We start from the raw sequence: 17,854 nt of genomic DNA on the forward strand, positions 1-17,854 counted from the left end.
ACTGAGTGTACCACTGTGGAACCCGCAAAGTCTTTAAATCCCAAATTGGCCAACCAACTACCATCCCACACCCAACGTCCAGTGATAGGATAGGAAATAGCCACCAAAAGGAAACTAAAAATCAAAAAGGCATTGAACCGAATTCTTTCTGCCACTGCACCAGAAACGATTGTAGCAGCTGTTCCCGCAAAGGCCACTTGGAATAGGAAAGAAACAGCGGCTGGCACTGCCTTGGGGTAATTTTCGTTGCCATAGGGGGTGGCATCTCCATGGAAAAAGAAACCCTGGGTGCCTATGATAGGATTACCCTCTCCATACATAAAACCATAACCCACCGCCCAATAGGCTATGGTGGCAATAGCAAAGACGATCAAATTCTTGGCCAAAATATTAACCGCATTTTTATGCCGGCAGAAACCAGTTTCCACCATAGCAAAGCCGGCATTCATGAATATTACCAATACCGCACAAAACAACAAAAACACCGAGTCCAGGATAATTTTTATCTCCTCTAGGGTTTTAGGGCCTTCTAACCCCTGTGCCATTACCGCCGCATCCCATAATACTACTATTAGGGCACTTAGGGGAATACAGGCCAACCAGTAGGGGGAGATTTTACGGGTTATTTTGTCTATCAGACTCAGAGTTGCACCTTGTTGGATTACACTCTGTTGCCCTTTTGAGATGCCCTTTTTATTTTTTTTTAACCTCATCCCCATATGCTCTCCACTGATATGTGAGATAACTTTTATAAAACGGTAGGATAACTGTTAAATATTTATGGTTTTCACCCCGAATTTCTGTATTGAAATATACAATTATTCTCTGTTATGTGGCCCCACTATTGGTTTAACCTTCCTCCTATTTTCCGCTACATTCTCATCTTTGTCGCAGCCTTTCCTCTTTTATATATTTTTTTGAATTTCGTTTTACTCCCCCTTTTTCGGCGGCTGGAAACAGACATCCCTCTGGTTACCCTCAATCTTTCTATTACCCCCATTCTCACTATCTTCATTCTTCTTTACGCCAAGTTCATATTTTCCCTGCTGGACTTCTCTTGGCAGGGTTTAACCCTTAAGTTTCTTAATGCTGCCTTAATAATTGTCCTCAGTTCCTGGTCTGTAACTCTTTTGAAACAAGTGCTCATATACTATTTGCGGGAGTATACCAAACAGACGGAGGTGATGTGGGATGACGTGTTACTGCCGTTGGTTGGTGCCATTTCCCCTGTGATTATCTTTTTGGTTGCCGCTGTCTTTGTCTTGAAAAACTTTGGTGTTGATTTAACTGGTATTTGGGTAGCCCTAGGCGGTGCTACTTTTATTATTGGTTTCGCTTTAAAAGACATTCTCGCCAATTTTTTCAGCGGTATTGTTTTACTCATCGATACCCCCTTTCAATTTGGGGATGTTTTACGCCTAGAAGACGGCACCATTGGTATGCTACAGCGCATTGGGGTCCGTGTTACCAAACTCTACCTCTTCAACCGCCATTGTGAGGTTTACATCCCCAACAGTATTCTCCAAAACCAGACTATTACCAACCTCAGTCGTCCTACTTCCTACTACTATTATACCAGCACCCTTGAAATCCCCGCACAATTAGACATAGATTATATTCGCAATTTGATAACAGAAATTGTCTTGGCCCACCCCGATACCCTGGCCGATATTGACACCAAAATACGTCTTATTGATAAATACTATGTTGTCGATGACCCCAGTCATCCTCTCAACGAACAACAAAAATATGGCAAACTCCGTCTCTTGGCTGAACAAAAAGTTAACCAAAAACTACAAGAAATTGAGGAATCTTTGGAGGCTCTAGTTGTCACCCTCCAGTTTGCTGAAAAAGGGGGTTTAACCTCTGAAGAAATCAGTAATATTTATCAAGAATACCAACAAATATTATACCTTATGGGTTTAGTAATTACCCCTGAAGCTCCACCTGACAACTCTCTTAATCTACCTATAACCGAGTCCAAAGACACATCCAACCTTATTGATTTAGTACGACAGTGGTATCGAATTTGGCTAAAAGACCCCAATCTCAAAGAAGAAGACTTGTATTTAATACCCCAAGAATGGGAAATAAAAATTAATTTACTAAAAAAAAGAACTTACCGTCTCTATCAGAAAATAACTAAACCTAAACGAGAAGAAACTCGTCTCGATGACTACGTTTTAGAATTGAATGAATGGCTCAAATCCCGCTTTAAGGAAAGAAATAAATGGCAGGAACCTCAAATTTGGATTAAGGCACTAAATCACGACGAAGGATACCTCTACTACCAATTCCAAATCAATTTCTGTGTAGACGACATCAAATTAGAATACGGCCAACGTGGCGATCGTATCTGTAGTCAAATCAATCAGGAAATTCTTCGATGTCTCGAACCTTCTTTAAAAAACCACATAAGGCCATAGTTCCCTTTTGTCCAAGTGCTACTTTTGACTTCCCGTAAAACCCACATTACCCCTCTCCGAAAGATTTACTACTATATGAACATAGAAAAAGGAAATTAAATTTTGTAAAAAATGTTGCATTTCCGAGCAAGGCGGGGGTTTTTCTCCTGTAATTCCGGCTACAATTAAAATAGGATTAAAAATAAAGAAAATCTGAAGAAAACAAGGAGGTTACCGGGAAGAATTTCACAATTGTAAACATGTCGGGTTGCGTTTTCTGTTGACAAGGGGAAAAAGGAGGCAAACAAATGATAGCCAGCGGTGTTTTTGAAATACAGGAAAGATACAACAGAGGAGAAAGAAATTTCTCCAAAGCGCAACTGAGAAGAGTGGATTTGAGAAATGCCCAACTCAGGGGCATCAACTTGGAAGGCGCAGACTTGAGTTATGCCGACTTGCGAGATGCCGACTTGAGTGGTGCAAACCTCAGCAGGTGTTACCTCAATGAGGCTAACCTCACAGGCGCCAACCTGACTGGTGCCAACCTCACTGGTGCCTATTTCATCAAAGCTTACCTCATCAGGGCGAATTGTCACAAGGTGATAGCTAAGGATGCTAACTTCACCGGCAGTTTCCTGAGTAAGGCCAATTTTAGTGAGGCTGACTTAACCGGGGCAATTCTTAGTGGGGCATATCTGGGCAATGGGGTGTTTCAAGATGCCCAATATGACGGCACCACCCGTCTTGACAGGGGATTAAAACCAGAATCCCTGGGCATGAAAAAAGTATCTGTCCTCAACCCCTCCAGTACTGCAAAAATAACCCTCGGCGAGGTTATTATCTATTTTGAAGCCATTGCCGCCATTGTTAGCAAGTATCTGGGCAATACTATCACCGCCAAATACTTTGAAGAAACACGTCCAGAAGTAGAATGGCTGCAAAACTTTTCAATGGATAAAAAAGGCAAAGTCCATTTCCCGGGAAACTTAGCTACTCCGGCAACACTGCTTCAGCTAAAGTGGTTCGAGAAATGGACAGATGCCTTCATAAAAAAATGCTCTCTCGTGATACAGGACTTGCCTGCTATTGTTGAGGAGAAAAGACTGACAGTGGAAGACCTAGTCAAGAGCAGAATAGCATAGTTTTTACCCAAAAGGGAACAGTGATTTCTCTGAATTCCTCATGAATCTCTCTGTGGAGGGTGGTGGGTGGTGTTTTTCAAAAGGGGCAACCTTTGGGCACGAAATATCTCCTCACTATCCCTCCCCATATTTTCTAGGATGTCCATGAGCATATGGCCCACTAGTTGCCCCATAACCACCGTGGGTGCTAGTATTCCCACCAGACAGGATAATGGGAAATGCGACTGCTTACTCTTACCGTTAGACATAGTAGCATCGGACGACACAGTAGCACTAGACGTGGTGGCAACCTCAGGAAATATGCCCCATGGGCGAGTCGTCAACCCGCGAGTTGTCAGAGGCAGTGTCGGGGGATTTATTTTTTTTGAGCCTTTTTAGAGATTTTTGGTGTTGAGGAAAACCGAGAGGGCGAATGTCTAAATTTTTCCTTTCCTCTTCTCGGCGTTTGATTTCCGTAAAGTCCAACCAGTGGATACAATCTACAGGACAGGTATCAATGGCCTCTTGGATTAACTCCACAGGGTCACCATTCTGATTATACACCCGGGAACGACCATATTCACTCTCTATATGGAAAGTATTAGGAGCTACATGGGCACAGTGTTTGCAGCCAATACAGATGGCTTCATCCACGTAAACGCCCTTAATACGGTCATTCCCACCCAATTCTGGCTCAAAACCGCTCCTTTCAGGCTCCTCTCGCCAAATACCTCCTAATTCCGGCGCTAGACCCCTTTCGGCATATTCGTTTTCAGTATCCCACATACCAGATAGTTAAGACAATAAAGGGCAAACAACGGCGTTGGGTATGGAATCATAGCTCCCTCTAAGGGCTCAATGGTAATAATAAGCGTTTGTCTATATAATATTAGTGGGGAGGAACAAGGTAGGTAGTGAAATACTGTTCCACTCCACCTTGTCTGTCTGCCCCTAATGTTGGTTTTACCTAAGAGGTTGGGGATTATGTGTAAGAGGGAATCCCAACTTCTTTTGGTGGCTAATTGCCCCCCTAGTTCCAGCGTTGTACTACGAGACGAATAGAGCCGTCAGCATTCTTCTGCTGTTCGGTGACGGCAAAACCCTGTTTGGCAGACTCCCGCAGGATGGTATGGAGGGCATAACCCTGTGTTACACGCTGGAGGAAGCCCTCCACAGACCAGGGTTGTTGCCAGTACTGCAAGTCGGCTACAAGTTCATACTCTTGACCATTCCAGGCAAAACCAATATCATAGTTGTTCTCCTGTTCAATGACGATTTGTGCCTGGGCAGTTTGGCCACGGTAGCCGCGGATTGGCGCTGGGCCTTCTTTCCATACTATGCCCAAGTCATTGAGAGCCGCTTTTAAGGACTCCAGATTGCGAATTTGGGTTTTAATACTGCTGAAGTGAGACATAGTCTTTTATCAACAATCTTTGACTAAGACGACAAAGAAATTTATACTTAAAAGTTTACCAACTCCTATTGTGAATGTGGTTGTTTAGTTCCACTTTTTCATTGTAATAATCCCCAGTCTTTTCCTGGCTGATAACCACCCCCAATTCAGCCTCTATGGCGCGGGTTACCTCCTCACAGGACTTACCCATAATGCCTGTTACCTTTTCCTGTACTCTGCCATCAGGATAGATAATAAATTCTAGTGTTTCCATGCTCATAGCACAAAACCTCCCTTTCCTGTCCGATTTTACCGATTTTAGTTCATTTTCTGTATTAATAATGTATTATGAACAATTTTTTATTAGACTGTAAGCCTAGTTGTTGAGGGCACGAAATAAACTCCTAAAAGAAGCCAGTATACCCCCTGGGGATGAGACGGCGGTGTCTTCCACCCCAGTCTTGCCAGATAAAATCCTCTGTAGGGTTTCTCCTAAGGGCTTTTGGCCTACTTCTGCCACCAACTGATAGTCTCCCGTTTCCCCCTCCTTCCACACCTGCCACATATGGGGATATTGACGCATTACCACTGCCCCCTCCAAAGGGCGAAAATAATAAGCAGACTCCAGGGTGTTGATAAATCTCTCCCGTAACTGCCTAGCCGCATAACCAATCCCCACCACGGCAATGTCTTCTAATTGTGGTATCAACATAACCACGGGACGGTCCCCTACCAGATTACACAGTCTTTCAACTAAGTTTACCTCCACCGAGGATGGGCAAACCAACAAGAAAATTTGATCTGTGTCACTGATTTTAGTCTCCACGGGGGTGCGACTACTACCTATGTCTGTTACTACAAACCCCGTTTCCCCCCAGTCTCTTCTGGCTAGTGCCGCGGCGCCTGTGTCGGGGAAAATTACCTTTAAACCACTACCATAGTCCAAAAATTCCTGGGCAAATTCCCATGCCAAATATTGTGCCTTCAGGGAGATGTCTGGTATCACTAAATCTACAGTAATTCTTTTACAGCCGTTGGCCAGTGCCACCTTTAAAGCCGATTTGGCCTGACTGATAGCCGCTTCTAAACTGTCGGGAATTGTACTCATAAACCTCCCTCCAAAACCTATATAAACCCCATTATAGCCCTTGTGGAAAATTGAACAGGAAATCTGCAATTTTTGACACTACACCCTCCTGCCAAAGCAAAATCCTGTTACAGTCTCTTCCCCAGTAAGTATTATTTATTAAGGACTTTTTTGTAGGGAAAACAATGGTCAAAATTGCCGAGAGAGTTAAACATGTAACACCTTCTTTGACGTTGAGTATTTCAGCCAAAGCCAAGAAAATGAAGGCAGAGGGTATAGACGTATGTAGTTTTAGTGCAGGAGAGCCAGATTTTGATACACCACAACACATCAAAATGGCAGCCAAAAAGGCTTTAGATGAGGGAAAGACGAAATATGGCCCTGCCGCCGGGGAAATGCCTCTCAGGGAGGCCATAGCTGCCAAACTACGAAAAGAAAACAACTTGAACTACGAAGCGGAAAATATAATTGTCACCAACGGCGGCAAACAATCCCTCTTTAATTTAATGTTGGCCCTCATTGAGCCAGGAGACGAGGTGATTATTCCCTCCCCCTATTGGTTGAGTTATCCCGAGATGGTGACACTGGCTGGAGGAAAATCGGTATTTGTGCAAACCAGCGCCAAACACGATTATAAGATCACCCCTGAGCAATTGGAAGCCGCCATCACCCCCAAAACTAAGCTATTTATCTTAAACTCCCCTTCCAACCCCACTGGCGCCGTTTATACCCCCGAAGAATTAAAGGCTTTAGCAGAAGTCATAGTCAAACATGACATTCTGGTTGTCTCTGACGAGATTTACGAAAAGATAGTCTACGATGGGGTGACCCATGTAAGCATTGGCGCCATCAGTGAGGAAATTTTTGCCCGCACTATCGTCAGTAACGGCTTTGCCAAAGCCTATGCCATGACGGGTTGGCGCGTTGGTTACATTGCCGCCGATGCTAGTATAATCCAGGCCATGACTAAGATTCAAAGTCATAGCACCTCCAATGTTTGCACCTTTGCCCAATATGGTGCCCTTGCCGCCTTACAATCTCCTCAGGATTGTGTTAGAGAGATGTTATCTGCCTTTGCCGAAAGGCGCAAATTCATTTACAATGCCATCAGTGGTATTGCTGGTATTAGTGCTCCCTTGCCCTATGGTGCCTTTTATGTTTTTGTAGATATTAGCTCTACTGGCCTAAAGTCTTTGGAATTCTGTGAGAGACTGCTAGAAGAGGAGAAGGTTGCCGCCATTCCTGGCATTGTTTTTGGCAACGACAATTGTATTCGTCTTTCCTATGCCACTGATATGAATTCTATTGAAAAGGGCATGAATAGATTGGCTAACTTTATCTATTCCCTTACTAGTTAAACTTATTTTTTTTTACTACAATTGCGGGCCCGACGCCCGTTTTCTCTTTTCACTTTCTCCCTCGAAATCTCTATTTTAGCCTTTCTCATCTTCTTCATGATGTCTATTCTATAATGTCGGGGATGGTGCCTTTTTACCCTAATTATCTCTCCCTGTACGCCTCTCTTTTTCTCCTTGACTATGCCTGTAATCAATTCATCCTTTCCTCTTGTCGGGACGTTATAACTCTTTGTCTCGCCTTGGCCGAAAATATCATAAGGGATGAAGATATCTTCCAGCTGTTTTCCCAGACAAGTAATTCAAGGTTTGTCGTCAATAAAAGTCGGATACCAATAGTTATTTATCCTCTGATAGTATACCGCTATGGGGACAGAAAAACACTGAGTGAGGAACTATACTATATAGGCAAAAATATGGAATATTCGGCAGAGGAAATAAACAGCTGGCTAGTCTGGGCAATATTGATTCACTTGATTTGGGGAAGGGAGATCAAAATGGGAAAAATAACACCACAGATTACAAAATACCTGGAAACTTACAAAGAAGAAGAAATAAAACCCCTGGAAGTGGTAGACATGCTAGTGGAAAAAAAATCCACCCTGAGGGAAGCAGAGGCAGTTTTGACGGAAACAGTGGATGGAAGTGAATTGGCAGTTTATCAGAGTATATATAACTTTCTTTGTCTGCCAAATAACGTAGAAAAAGGAATAATGAGAAGCACACATTTTCAAAAACAAAAAGAAGAGACAATTGCCCTCAGTAGTATAATATTGGGAATGTTTAATGGCTGGAAAGCAATTAACAAGAGATGCTGGTTTTTTCGAAACAACAGAGATAAATTAATGGAAATGAGCCAAAAACTGGTAGACAAATGGCGAGGGAAAATGCAATAATAATATAGAGCTAAAGAAGACAAAAAGCTAGCAAAACCCATGACACAAACTCCATCCACCAAAGGATATTCTGCAGAGGAGAGAAAGGCAATAGACGACAAACTATCTAAAAGACATATTGACCTGGACCCAGCAGGATACTTTATAATCTACCTGGATAGGGAAGCCGGTTTAATCTGTGCTGAACACTATACCAATATTATCAACGAAAAAGGATTGGCAGTAGACCCAGACACGGGAGAAGTAATAGCCTGTAGGGGGGGAAATGTGCGGAAACCCACTACTGTATTTAAGGGAAGGACGGCAAAAGAAATCTGTGTAAAAATATTTGAAGAAACTAAGCCCGTTCCTGTAAGTAGATTAGATCATGCGGCATATTTAGGAAGGGAATTTGTAAGGGCAGAATATGCCCTGGCTACAGGAGAAGAATACATCCAAGACTAATAGGGACATTATAAGGGGTGTGATGGGGTGTAATAATGGGTCATGCTCCACCCCATTGTATGATGTTTGTTGGCAATTTTGGCTTGTTTGACAAAGTCAATGAGAAAGACAGATAAGGATTGGGAGTGGTTGTATAGAGGAGTAGCAGAAATTTTCCCCTCCCAGGAAGAGGGAGAAGGAGAAACACTGGAAAAACTCTGCAGTCAAGGTCGCCCCTTGAGGGTAAAATTGGGAATAGACCCCACTGGTGCCGATTTACACTTGGGGCATAGTATTGCCTTCCGAAAACTTAGAGCATTTCAGGATCAAGGACACATAGCCGTAGTAATTATAGGGGATTTTACTGCCAGAATTGGAGACCCCACCGGCAAAGATAGAGTAAGAAAACAACTCACAGAAGAAGAGGTAAAACGCAACGCCGAAACCTATCTAGACCAACTTAGACCTATTCTAGACTTCGACACCCCCGGCCGTCTAGAGATTCACTACAACTCTGAGTGGCTAAGCCAACTAAATCTAGCCCAAATCCTGGAAATGTTAAGTACTATGACAGTCCAACAAATGTTGGCCAAAGAGGGGTTTAACAATCGTTACGCCCAACAAACCCCCATCTACCTCCATGAATTTCTTTACCCCCTGATGCAGGGTTATGATTCAGTAGTAGTCAAGGCAGATGTGGAGTTAGGAGGCACTGACCAAAAGTTTAACATAGCAGTGGGGAGGGATTTACAACGTTATTTTGGCCAAAAACCCCAATTTGGCGTCTTGCTGCCCATTCTCATTGGCACCGATGGGGAACAAAAAATGTCAAAGTCTCTTAACAATTACGTGGGCTTGCAGGAGGAGCCCCTTTCCATGTACTCTAAATTGGAGAAGATACCAGATGCCCTCATACCCAGTTATTTTGAACTATTAACGGATTTGCCCCTCTCACAAATCCCCGACAATCCTAGAGAGGCCCAAAAATTGTTGGCACTAACCATAACTGCCCAATACCACGGGGAAGAAGCCGCCAAGGCTGCCCAGCAGACGGCTTTAAGCATTGTCTCTCAGAAAAATATGGCCAATGCTTCCGCCGTGCCCGAATTTTCTCTCAAAAATATTACTTTTCCTGCCAAACTATTTTACATCCTCAGTGCCAGCGGTTTGGTCAACAGTAGTGGTGAGGGTAAGAGACAAATCCAAGGTGGTAGTATTCGGCTTGACGGACAACGTATTACAGATCCCAATATCACTTTTGATAGTCCTGAGCAACTACATAATAAGATCCTGCAACTGGGCAAGAAGAAATTTATCCGTCTGGTTTGTGAAGACTAGGAAATGGGGATTGTTTAGCTAGTCTCATACTAATTATAATCATCTCCTTTGTTTTCCAGTTGGGTGCTGGCTGTCTTTACACCCCTTAATTTTCTCCTCTTGCCTCCCACTCCTCGCCACTACTGTGCAAGGTAAACCTTTACTACTGATATTTTTTTTTATTAACTCCTTCCCTCCCCCCCTTATTCCCCCCTACTCTACCTAAATTATTGATTATTTTTTGCATATAAAAAATGCTCAGGAGAAACCCTGGCAGTCACGTCTCCTGCCGTCCACTTCCTCATCCTAGCACAAGACTCCCCGTTTGTGTGCGGCTCATTAAGAAATGTAAAAGGGAGGGGAAGAAGGGAAAAGGTAGTAGAAAATGGTAGGAATTAGCGGAATTGGAATAATCCCTTATCGGGGAGATTGCTAACGGCCCTTTGTAGTTCGTTAAGAGCCTGATTGTAACCGATAATGGCCTGGAGGAAGTTGCCTCTGGCTTCTGTGAGGTTTCTTTGGGCATTAATGACATCAGTTTGAGTGCCAACCCCTGCCTGGAATCGGAGTCTAGCTAGACGAAGGCTTTCCACGGCGGTGGCGACGGCTTTCTCAGTGGTTTTAATGTTTTCTTTGTTGGCAATCATGCGGTTATAGGCGGTTTCCACTGCAAGACGGATTTGATTTCTTTGGGAGGCAAAATTGGTTTCTTCTATCTCCTTGGTTTTAGTCTCCTGATTTGCCCTAGCCTTGGCAACCCCTCCATCAAATATATTCCAACTCACCCTTGCCCCTAGATTATACCCCTGGGCATAACCACTTGGTCCAAAGGTATCATGAAAGGTGTTGCTGAAGTTATAATTGAAGAATAGACTAACATTGGGACGAGTGTCGGCAAGGGCGATTTCCCTATTTTTCTCGCTAATTTCCCGACGCACTAACTGTTGTTGTAATTCTGCCCTATTCCTATAGGCCATCACAATGGTTTCTTCTAGGGTGTATTGCCAATCTCCTGCCTCTTTAATCTCATCGGCGGCCGTTAATTCCACATCCTCCCCCACCCCCAACACCCTTGCCAACTCCCTTCTAGCATTCCTCTGTTGGGAAATAGCCCTAGTCAAGGCACTTTGGGCGTTGGCTAGGTCTACTTCTGCTTGTAGTACGTCGAATTTGGTTCCTAGGCCCGCCCTTTCTAACAGTTGGGCATCTCTGAGGGTTTGGGAAAAATCCTCAATTGCTGCTTGGGCTATGGCTACCTGGGCATCGGCATTTTGTAGTTTATAATAGGCATCAGTAACCTCAAAACGCACCTGTTCGGCAATACGCTCTATCTCTAACTTATTTAAGTATACCTCTCTTTCCGCTCGACTGATAGTAGCGTCACGACGCCCCCCATCATACAGGTTATATCTTAACTCCACCTGTCCCAAAAGTAAAGTCCTGTCTCTGGCACTGGGAATATTAGGGGCATCATCGGCCCTCTGGTTAAATTCCAATTGTCCGGTTACTGTGGGCAATTCTGTTGCTAAAGCTGCTTTTAATCCCTCTTGTGCCCTTTCTAATTGTATCCTGGCCGCCCGTAACTGTTTGTTGTTTTCTAGAGCAATTCTGATGGCATCATTTAAACTAATAGATTGTCTTCTCCGGATTTCTACCTCTTCTTTTTTTGTGGGGAAAAGCAGGGGATTGGCACTAGAATTATACCGTTGGCTGGCATTGTCATCCCCTCTTGCGGGATTTGCCTGACTTAATAGAAAAATGGCGAGGATTAGAAAATAACAATAATTCCTGTACATCGGTGGAAAATAATGCCCTTGTGTCTACTTGCCAAAAATATGGTAACAGGAAAAATGTGTCTTCTTGGAGGTAATATATTATTCTGTTGTCCACTGGAGACAATGGCCACTGGTTATATAACTTTGGTGTTACATGCTCATTTACCTTTTGTGCGTCATGGAGAAAAGGAAGGGATATTAGAAGAGGAATGGTTTTATGAAGCAATTACCGAAGCCTATATTCCCCTATTGAGGGTTTTCCAGGGATTACAACGAGATGGTGTTGATTTTCGCCTCACCCTTAGTTTTACTCCCACTCTCCTTTCTCTTCTGCAGGATAAATTGTTACAAAAGCGCTATGAGAAATACCTCAGTAGGCTACAGCAATTAATTGCCAGAGAGGTTAATCGTTATCCTCGTAATAGTCAGTTGAGACAGTTAGCGGTATACTATCAGGAGGAATTCTCTCACATTGGAAACACTTGGCATCAATATCGGGGGGATTTAGCATCTGCCTTCAGACAGTTTCAGGAAAGTGGCAATCTAGAAATTATCACCTCTGCCGCTACTCATGCTTATTTACCCCTGATGAGAATGTATCCGGAGGCGGTTTGGGCACAAATTGAAATTGCCTGTCAATACTACCAGACTATTTTTGGCCGTCGCCCTTATGGGATTTGGTTGCCTGAGTGTGGTTATTACCAGGGGTTAGAAGAATTGTTAGCCAAAGCCGGCCTCCGTTATTTTATAATAGACGGTCATGGTATTAATAATGCCAGGCCCCGTCCCCGTTTTAGCAATTATTCCCCTATCTTTACACCTTCCGGGGTAGCGGCTTTTGGGCGGGACGGTTATTCTTCTCAACAAGTTTGGTCATCAGAAGTAGGCTATCCTGGTAATCCTGTCTATCGTGAATTTTACAAGGATTTAGGATGGGAAGCCGATTATGATTATATTAAACCATATCTTTTGCCTAATGGTCAACGGAAAAATGTGGGCATAAAGTATTATCGCATCACTGCCCGAGATTGTGACCTTGCCCATAAGCAATTATATGACCCCCTTTGTGCCAGAGAAAAGGCAGCTACTGATGCGGAGGATTTTCTTAATAGTCGGCTGAAGCAGATTAAACAGGTGGCTAATATTATCCAAAGACAACCTATCATTGTTTGCCCCTATGATGCAGAATTGTATGGCCATTGGTGGTACGAGGGGCCATGGTTTTTAGATTTTCTTTTCCGCAAGGCTTGGGATTGTTATCGGGATTCTTTTTCCTTTATACACCTATCCGACTATTTAAAGGCTCATCCCACCCAACAATTAGCCATTCCTGCTGAATCTAGTTGGGGGGAGGGGGGTTATCATGAATACTGGTTAAACGATACCAATGACTGGATTTATCCTCATTTGCATCGGGCAATTCGACAGATGATACAACTAGCTACCATAGAGACGGACAATCCGTTACAATTGAGGGCATTAAATCAGGCGGCTAGGGAATTGCTTTTGGCACAGTCTTCCGATTGGGCTTTTATTCTCAAAACTGGTACCATGGTATCCTATGCCACTACTCGTATCAAAACCCACCTGTTGAGGTTTAACAAACTATATCAGGCTATTTTAGATAACAATATTCCCCACCAGTGGTTGGAGAAAATCGAGTTTATAGACAATCTTTTCCCTCATCTCGACTATAGGATTTATCGTCTCCACTAGGGGCATTTACCCCATTACCGCATACAATATTTCTCTTTTATTATGGGCTTGTTTTTCTAATTTCCCCCCCAGGAGGTTTATTGCCTTTCATTTAAACTTTTGTCTATACCAAATGTAGGGTATTCTCCTCTATGCCAGTGGTTTTTACTTGTGTGCAAGGAGTTTTCGCCATAACTGTAGAACAAGTTTTGCCCTTGATTATAGGCATCCCTCCTAGATTTATCATGTATAGATTATATTTTGTTTGGCAGTTATTTATCTGGTTATTTGCCATGGTATTTATCATAAATTTTTGGAGGATTTTTCGGTAGTTATTAATCATGGGGGTAAACCACAGGGTTTATTGGAGAATGTAGGGTTATTTGCCCTATTGTTGACTATGATGTCTATCATCCCTTGTGAAGAGATAATTTCTGGCCTAGCAGGTGTTTATCCCAAAATCTTATTGCCAGCTGCGGGTTAGGGTATGAATAGGTTGTAGATAGGGAATTTAGGGGTTGAGGTGATATTATTTCCCCTTGTAGTGGCATTTACTGGCATTGTTTCTTATTCCCCGCTATTTTTTCAAAGGAAAAGTAATCCTCTAGGGGATTGTTACTCTTCTAACCCTTAAGATTTTGTCATTACAAATCCCCACCCCCTAAATCCTATCCCCCATCCCCCAACCCCTAAACCCTACTTTACTTTAACCACGGGGTTTATCGTCTCAGGAGATATTCATTTTAGTTTTAACTGGGGGATTTATAGTCTCTGCTAGGGTTTTTTGTTTTGCTGCTGATATTGACTGTATTATTCGCTTCCTCTCCCGAAAGCATTTGCCTGTCTCGGGGTTAACTAGAAATTTTATCGTCTCCCACCTAAATCTTGTATTTCTACTGAAATATTATATTATGCTGTTACCCAGGGGCTATTGGGAGATTTATCTGAAGAGTGGCAGTGAGTTTTGTTGTTTGTTGTGGGAATTTTTACTTGGGTGTTAGCCGGGGGTTTGTTGTTTGTTTTAAAAACATAGGGTTGTTTATTTGAGTCTCCATTAGAGATATCCCCCAGAAACATTTATTTGAGTGTTGATTTAGGAGTTTATGACACATTATCTGGAGATTCATCTGAGTTGGAAAGGGGTTATTTCCGCGAGAAGTATTTTTACCAGTCTCTACTCGGATTAGTTTCGATTTGGGGATTTATAGCCTGAGAGAGTGTAGTCCATGTCTGGTAATTGTTTATTCTAATAGCCAATAGGTGTTAGACATTTATATTGTGGAGGGTATTTCTCCTAGTTTCGACCTGGAGGTGTATAATCTGTCGTGGGAATGTCTATCCTAGACAAAATATCTTTGCCGGCAGGGGAAAGACGAAAAACAAAATCACCGACAATAGGGGGGGAGAGAATGTAATTGCTACTACAAAACCCCCCGTCACTGCCGAGGGGAATTCCAGGGTAGAAAGACAATATACAACCCCTCCTTTTAAAAAATCTACCCATCCATAACTGCAATAGGTTATGTAACTATTTGTGTAGTTAGTTAAAACACAAAGGCGAGACGAGTAAAATTGCTTTTGTGACATAATCTATTACTTTCCAATAACAATACAAAGGGAAAGTTACCACTGTTAAAAAATTTTTTTGGCAACAACATCGCTAACAGAGGGTATATAGCCTTTTGTTTGTGAGGGTGTTTATCTTCTTTGTCTGATAGGGGTATCTATTCTAGTAGCCGGGGGTATGTAGCCGTCTAGTGGAGAGATTTACCCGTTTTGCTTGGAAAGATATAATCCGTCATGGGGGTGTTTATTCTAGTTTTCAACAGTAGAGGTATAGAGTATTGTAGAGACATTTATCCCGACTTTGATTTAGGAGTGTGTTTTCCTGCTAAGGGGTGTTTATTTTAACAAGATTTTCCCGATGGGTTTTATTATATCCCCTGGAGACATTTTTTTGGTGTCAGGCATAGGGATTATCATTCTGTCTTACTGGCTTTGGGGTTTATCTTATATGCGGGAAGGATTCCTTTTGGTGTTGTCTAGGTGTTTATTTCAGTGGGGGATATGGGGTTTATCTTCTCCCCTGCTGAGAAAATTCATTTTAGTATCAGGAATAGGGTTTATTCTCTTGTTTGGAGGTGTTTATTTCAGTTTTGGGTGTAGGGTTTTTATTTCAGTCTTGCTGACTATTTGTCTGGATACACTTACGCTAGTCTTTTTTTGGGTTTATCCTCCCCGATGGGGGTATTTGCCTAGAGGGTGACTAGGATATTTACTTTATCCCGTAGCTCCATTTATGTTAGTGTTAAACAAGGCTTTATCTTTTTTGGGATATTCCCCTCAGTTTTAAAGATTACACTTACAGATTTGCGGGGGTTTTTTATTATTTCAAACTTTCCTGTAGGTTCCAACTTAGGTTATTTTAAAAACTGGGGCATAGACTTACAAACAATAAAAATAGGTTAAGACAAACAGTGGCATGAAAGGGAAAGTTTTTGTTACCGGCGCTAGTGGCTTTATTGGGGCTAACCTGGTACGATTATTGTTGGAAAGAAATTATCGGGTAAAGGCATTAGTAAGAAAAAATAGCAATCTTAGCAGTTTGCAGGGTTTGGATTTGGAATTGGTTATTGGGGATTTAAACGATGATGACTTATCAGAAAAAATGCAAGGCTGTGATTATTTGTTTCATGTGGCAGCAGTCTATTCTCTCTGGCAAAAAGATAAGGAATTGTTATATAAAACTAATGTTTTTGGCACAAGAAATGTATTTAAGTCTGCCAGAGAAGCTGGCATAAAAAGGATAGTGTATACTAGTTCAGTGGCAGCCATAGGAGTAAGAGAGGATGGGGTTTTGGCAGACGAGGAGTATCAATCCCCAGTGGAAAAATTGATAGGCAATTACAAGAAATCTAAATATTATGCCGAACAAGAGGCCCATTTCGCTGTAGAATTAGGACAGGATATAGTGATTGTAAACCCCACTACACCTATAGGAGCCTATGATTCAAAACCTACACCAACGGGGGAGATAATTCTAAGATTTTTAAGGGGGAAAATGCCTGCTTTTGTTAATACTGGCCTAAATTTTATTCATGTAAAAGACGTGGCCATGGGACATATTCTAGCACTAGAAAAAGGGAAGGCGGGCAGGCGTTACATCTTAGGAAGTCAAAATCTAACCCTAGCAGAATTCTTAGAAAAAGTAGCAGAGGTGGTGGGAAAATCGCCGCCAAAAATGAAATTGCCACACTGGCTGCCACTCACTATTGCCTATGTAGATGAGTACATCCTAACAAAACTGGGTAAGTCTCCCTCCCTTTCCACAGAAGCAGTCAAAATGTCTAGTCAGTACATGTATTATAATCCCAGTAGAGCTATTCGCGAATTGGGGTTGCCACAAACAGACATAACCCTTGCCATCCAAGAGGCAGTAGCCTGGTTTAAAGACTATTTTAAAATTCAAACCTGAAATGGGTATCCATTAGGGGGGGAAAAAACAACCACCACCCCATTGGGTATAACCCATAGACAATCAAAGTGGTATTGTCATCGCCGGTAATTGAAGACTGTTAGTATAGGCAAAAAGTGAAAGTCAAAAAAACAATGCCTGGGGTGAGTTATTGAATCTAAACTCTAATACTCATCTCCTTATATTCGTGACAATTCTCAGAATATCATCCCACCCGAGAAAAAGAGATTTAGCCATTACCATAGTATATTTGCCTTCAATTCCACCAACAAAAAGTATGTCAACCGATAATACTGTGGGATTGCCTGTGTTGGTATTGCCTGTTTTGGTGTTTCCTATTTTGCCATGACAGGGGTTTTATGGTAACAGTCTGATAAAGCAGTTTAGAATTCTTTATAACTTGTAGGCAACGGCCTACCAATCACTTGGGGTAGAATATACCACTGACGGGAATTAAACTGTAGCAGATAAAACCTCTCAGTCTCAACCCCCTCCCATTGTAACCAAATGCTCGGCAAATTGTAAATAACGATAACTCAGTGGAATCACATCCACGATTATCCGATAGGGTTTTAACCGGGGTGACAAGAAGAGTTATGCCCAGTAAAATCAAAGTAGTAGTCACAACACACAGAAAATGAGTAAATATCAACAACAGCGGGAGACATTTCTCTTTTTTGACAGCCAACTTCCCCCACGACAAGACAACTTTATCCCCCCATACAAAGGCAATAAAAGTCAGTAAATCTACAATCAACTAACCAGTATACTCTAGGCGAGGAAAAAAAGCTATAGCGACAAGTGCCGGCGACAAGTAAAGGATGTGAATAGAAGCAAAACTAAAAACTAAATCCAGTAGCGCAATCGCTGTCCTCATACCCTTGATAAAATAGTAAAAAAAAAAAAAAAAAA

16 protein-coding genes are annotated in these 17,854 nt (G+C 42.4%); 9 read left to right on the plus strand and 7 right to left on the minus strand.

The window, feature by feature from the left end; translation table 11 throughout:
- The coding region (locus tag IGQ44_11970) for an ammonium transporter (protein HIK38692.1) at window positions 1–713 on the minus strand (713 nt) is incomplete at its 3' end.
- 117 nt (window positions 714–830) lie between these two features.
- Between IGQ44_11970 and IGQ44_11975 the strand changes: the two genes are divergently transcribed.
- Window positions 831–2,426 (plus strand): mechanosensitive ion channel family protein, encoded by a 1,596-nt coding sequence (locus IGQ44_11975; protein HIK38693.1) that lies wholly within the window; start codon window positions 831–833, stop codon window positions 2,424–2,426.
- Window positions 2,427–2,713: 287 nt separating this feature from the next.
- Window positions 2,714–3,547 carry a pentapeptide repeat-containing protein gene (locus IGQ44_11980; GenBank protein ID HIK38694.1) on the plus strand — a complete coding sequence of 278 codons (834 nt, stop codon included), beginning with the start codon at window positions 2,714–2,716 and terminating at the stop codon, window positions 3,545–3,547.
- A gap of 38 nt (window positions 3,548–3,585) precedes the next feature.
- Here IGQ44_11980 and IGQ44_11985 read toward each other — a convergent pair whose 3' ends face one another.
- The 5 genes from IGQ44_11985 to IGQ44_12005 all read right to left on the minus strand — a co-directional run bounded on the left by IGQ44_11985 (window position 3,586) and on the right by IGQ44_12005 (window position 6,027).
- Window positions 3,586–3,795: a hypothetical protein gene (locus tag IGQ44_11985; GenBank protein ID HIK38695.1), complete on the minus strand. Its 210-nt coding sequence runs from the start codon at window positions 3,793–3,795 to the stop codon at window positions 3,586–3,588.
- Window positions 3,796–3,838: 43 nt separating this feature from the next.
- Window positions 3,839–4,312 (minus strand): ferredoxin, encoded by a 474-nt coding sequence (locus tag IGQ44_11990; GenBank protein HIK38696.1) that lies wholly within the window; start codon window positions 4,310–4,312, stop codon window positions 3,839–3,841.
- A 244-nt stretch (window positions 4,313–4,556) separates the two neighbouring features.
- Window positions 4,557–4,940 (minus strand): DUF1257 domain-containing protein, encoded by a 384-nt coding sequence (locus tag IGQ44_11995; GenBank protein HIK38697.1) that lies wholly within the window; start codon window positions 4,938–4,940, stop codon window positions 4,557–4,559.
- Between the two features lie 55 nt (window positions 4,941–4,995).
- Window positions 4,996–5,199 (minus strand): DUF2997 domain-containing protein, encoded by a 204-nt coding sequence (locus tag IGQ44_12000; GenBank protein ID HIK38698.1) that lies wholly within the window; start codon window positions 5,197–5,199, stop codon window positions 4,996–4,998.
- Between the two features lie 96 nt (window positions 5,200–5,295).
- On the minus strand, window positions 5,296–6,027 hold the full coding sequence (locus IGQ44_12005) for a DUF1995 family protein (GenBank protein HIK38699.1): 732 nt from the start codon (window positions 6,025–6,027) through the stop codon (window positions 5,296–5,298).
- A 164-nt stretch (window positions 6,028–6,191) separates the two neighbouring features.
- On the opposite strand from IGQ44_12005, the gene IGQ44_12010 reads away from it, so the two are divergent.
- The 4 genes from IGQ44_12010 (at window position 6,192) to IGQ44_12025 (ending at window position 10,018) form a co-directional block, all read left to right on the plus strand.
- A complete protein-coding gene (locus IGQ44_12010; GenBank protein ID HIK38700.1) occupies window positions 6,192–7,364 on the plus strand; it encodes a pyridoxal phosphate-dependent aminotransferase in 1,173 nt (390 codons plus the stop codon).
- A gap of 122 nt (window positions 7,365–7,486) precedes the next feature.
- Window positions 7,487–8,257, plus strand: coding sequence for a hypothetical protein (locus tag IGQ44_12015; GenBank protein HIK38701.1), 771 nt, complete (start codon window positions 7,487–7,489; stop codon window positions 8,255–8,257).
- A 39-nt stretch (window positions 8,258–8,296) separates the two neighbouring features.
- Window positions 8,297–8,701 carry a DUF4346 domain-containing protein gene (locus tag IGQ44_12020; protein HIK38702.1) on the plus strand — a complete coding sequence of 135 codons (405 nt, stop codon included), beginning with the start codon at window positions 8,297–8,299 and terminating at the stop codon, window positions 8,699–8,701.
- A 99-nt stretch (window positions 8,702–8,800) separates the two neighbouring features.
- Window positions 8,801–10,018 (plus strand): tyrosine--tRNA ligase, encoded by a 1,218-nt coding sequence (locus IGQ44_12025; protein ID HIK38703.1) that lies wholly within the window; start codon window positions 8,801–8,803, stop codon window positions 10,016–10,018.
- Between the two features lie 374 nt (window positions 10,019–10,392).
- Here IGQ44_12025 and IGQ44_12030 read toward each other — a convergent pair whose 3' ends face one another.
- Complete coding sequence (locus IGQ44_12030) at window positions 10,393–11,793, minus strand: TolC family protein (GenBank protein HIK38704.1); 1,401 nt, start codon at window positions 11,791–11,793, stop codon at window positions 10,393–10,395.
- Window positions 11,794–11,895: 102 nt separating this feature from the next.
- Here IGQ44_12030 and IGQ44_12035 point away from each other — a divergent pair, with 102 nt between their 5' ends.
- The 3 genes from IGQ44_12035 (at window position 11,896) to IGQ44_12045 (ending at window position 16,942) form a co-directional block, all read left to right on the plus strand.
- Complete coding sequence (locus tag IGQ44_12035; protein HIK38705.1) at window positions 11,896–13,488, plus strand: DUF1957 domain-containing protein; 1,593 nt, start codon at window positions 11,896–11,898, stop codon at window positions 13,486–13,488.
- A gap of 244 nt (window positions 13,489–13,732) precedes the next feature.
- Window positions 13,733–13,951: a hypothetical protein gene (locus IGQ44_12040; protein ID HIK38706.1), complete on the plus strand. Its 219-nt coding sequence runs from the start codon at window positions 13,733–13,735 to the stop codon at window positions 13,949–13,951.
- A 1,998-nt stretch (window positions 13,952–15,949) separates the two neighbouring features.
- Window positions 15,950–16,942, plus strand: a complete 993-nt coding sequence (locus tag IGQ44_12045) for an NAD-dependent epimerase/dehydratase family protein (protein ID HIK38707.1) — start codon at window positions 15,950–15,952, stop codon at window positions 16,940–16,942.
- The last annotated feature ends 912 nt before the right edge of the window (window positions 16,943–17,854 follow it).

Source organism: Geminocystis sp. M7585_C2015_104 (assembly GCA_015295805.1).
Classification (GTDB): domain Bacteria; phylum Cyanobacteriota; class Cyanobacteriia; order Cyanobacteriales; family Cyanobacteriaceae; genus DVEF01.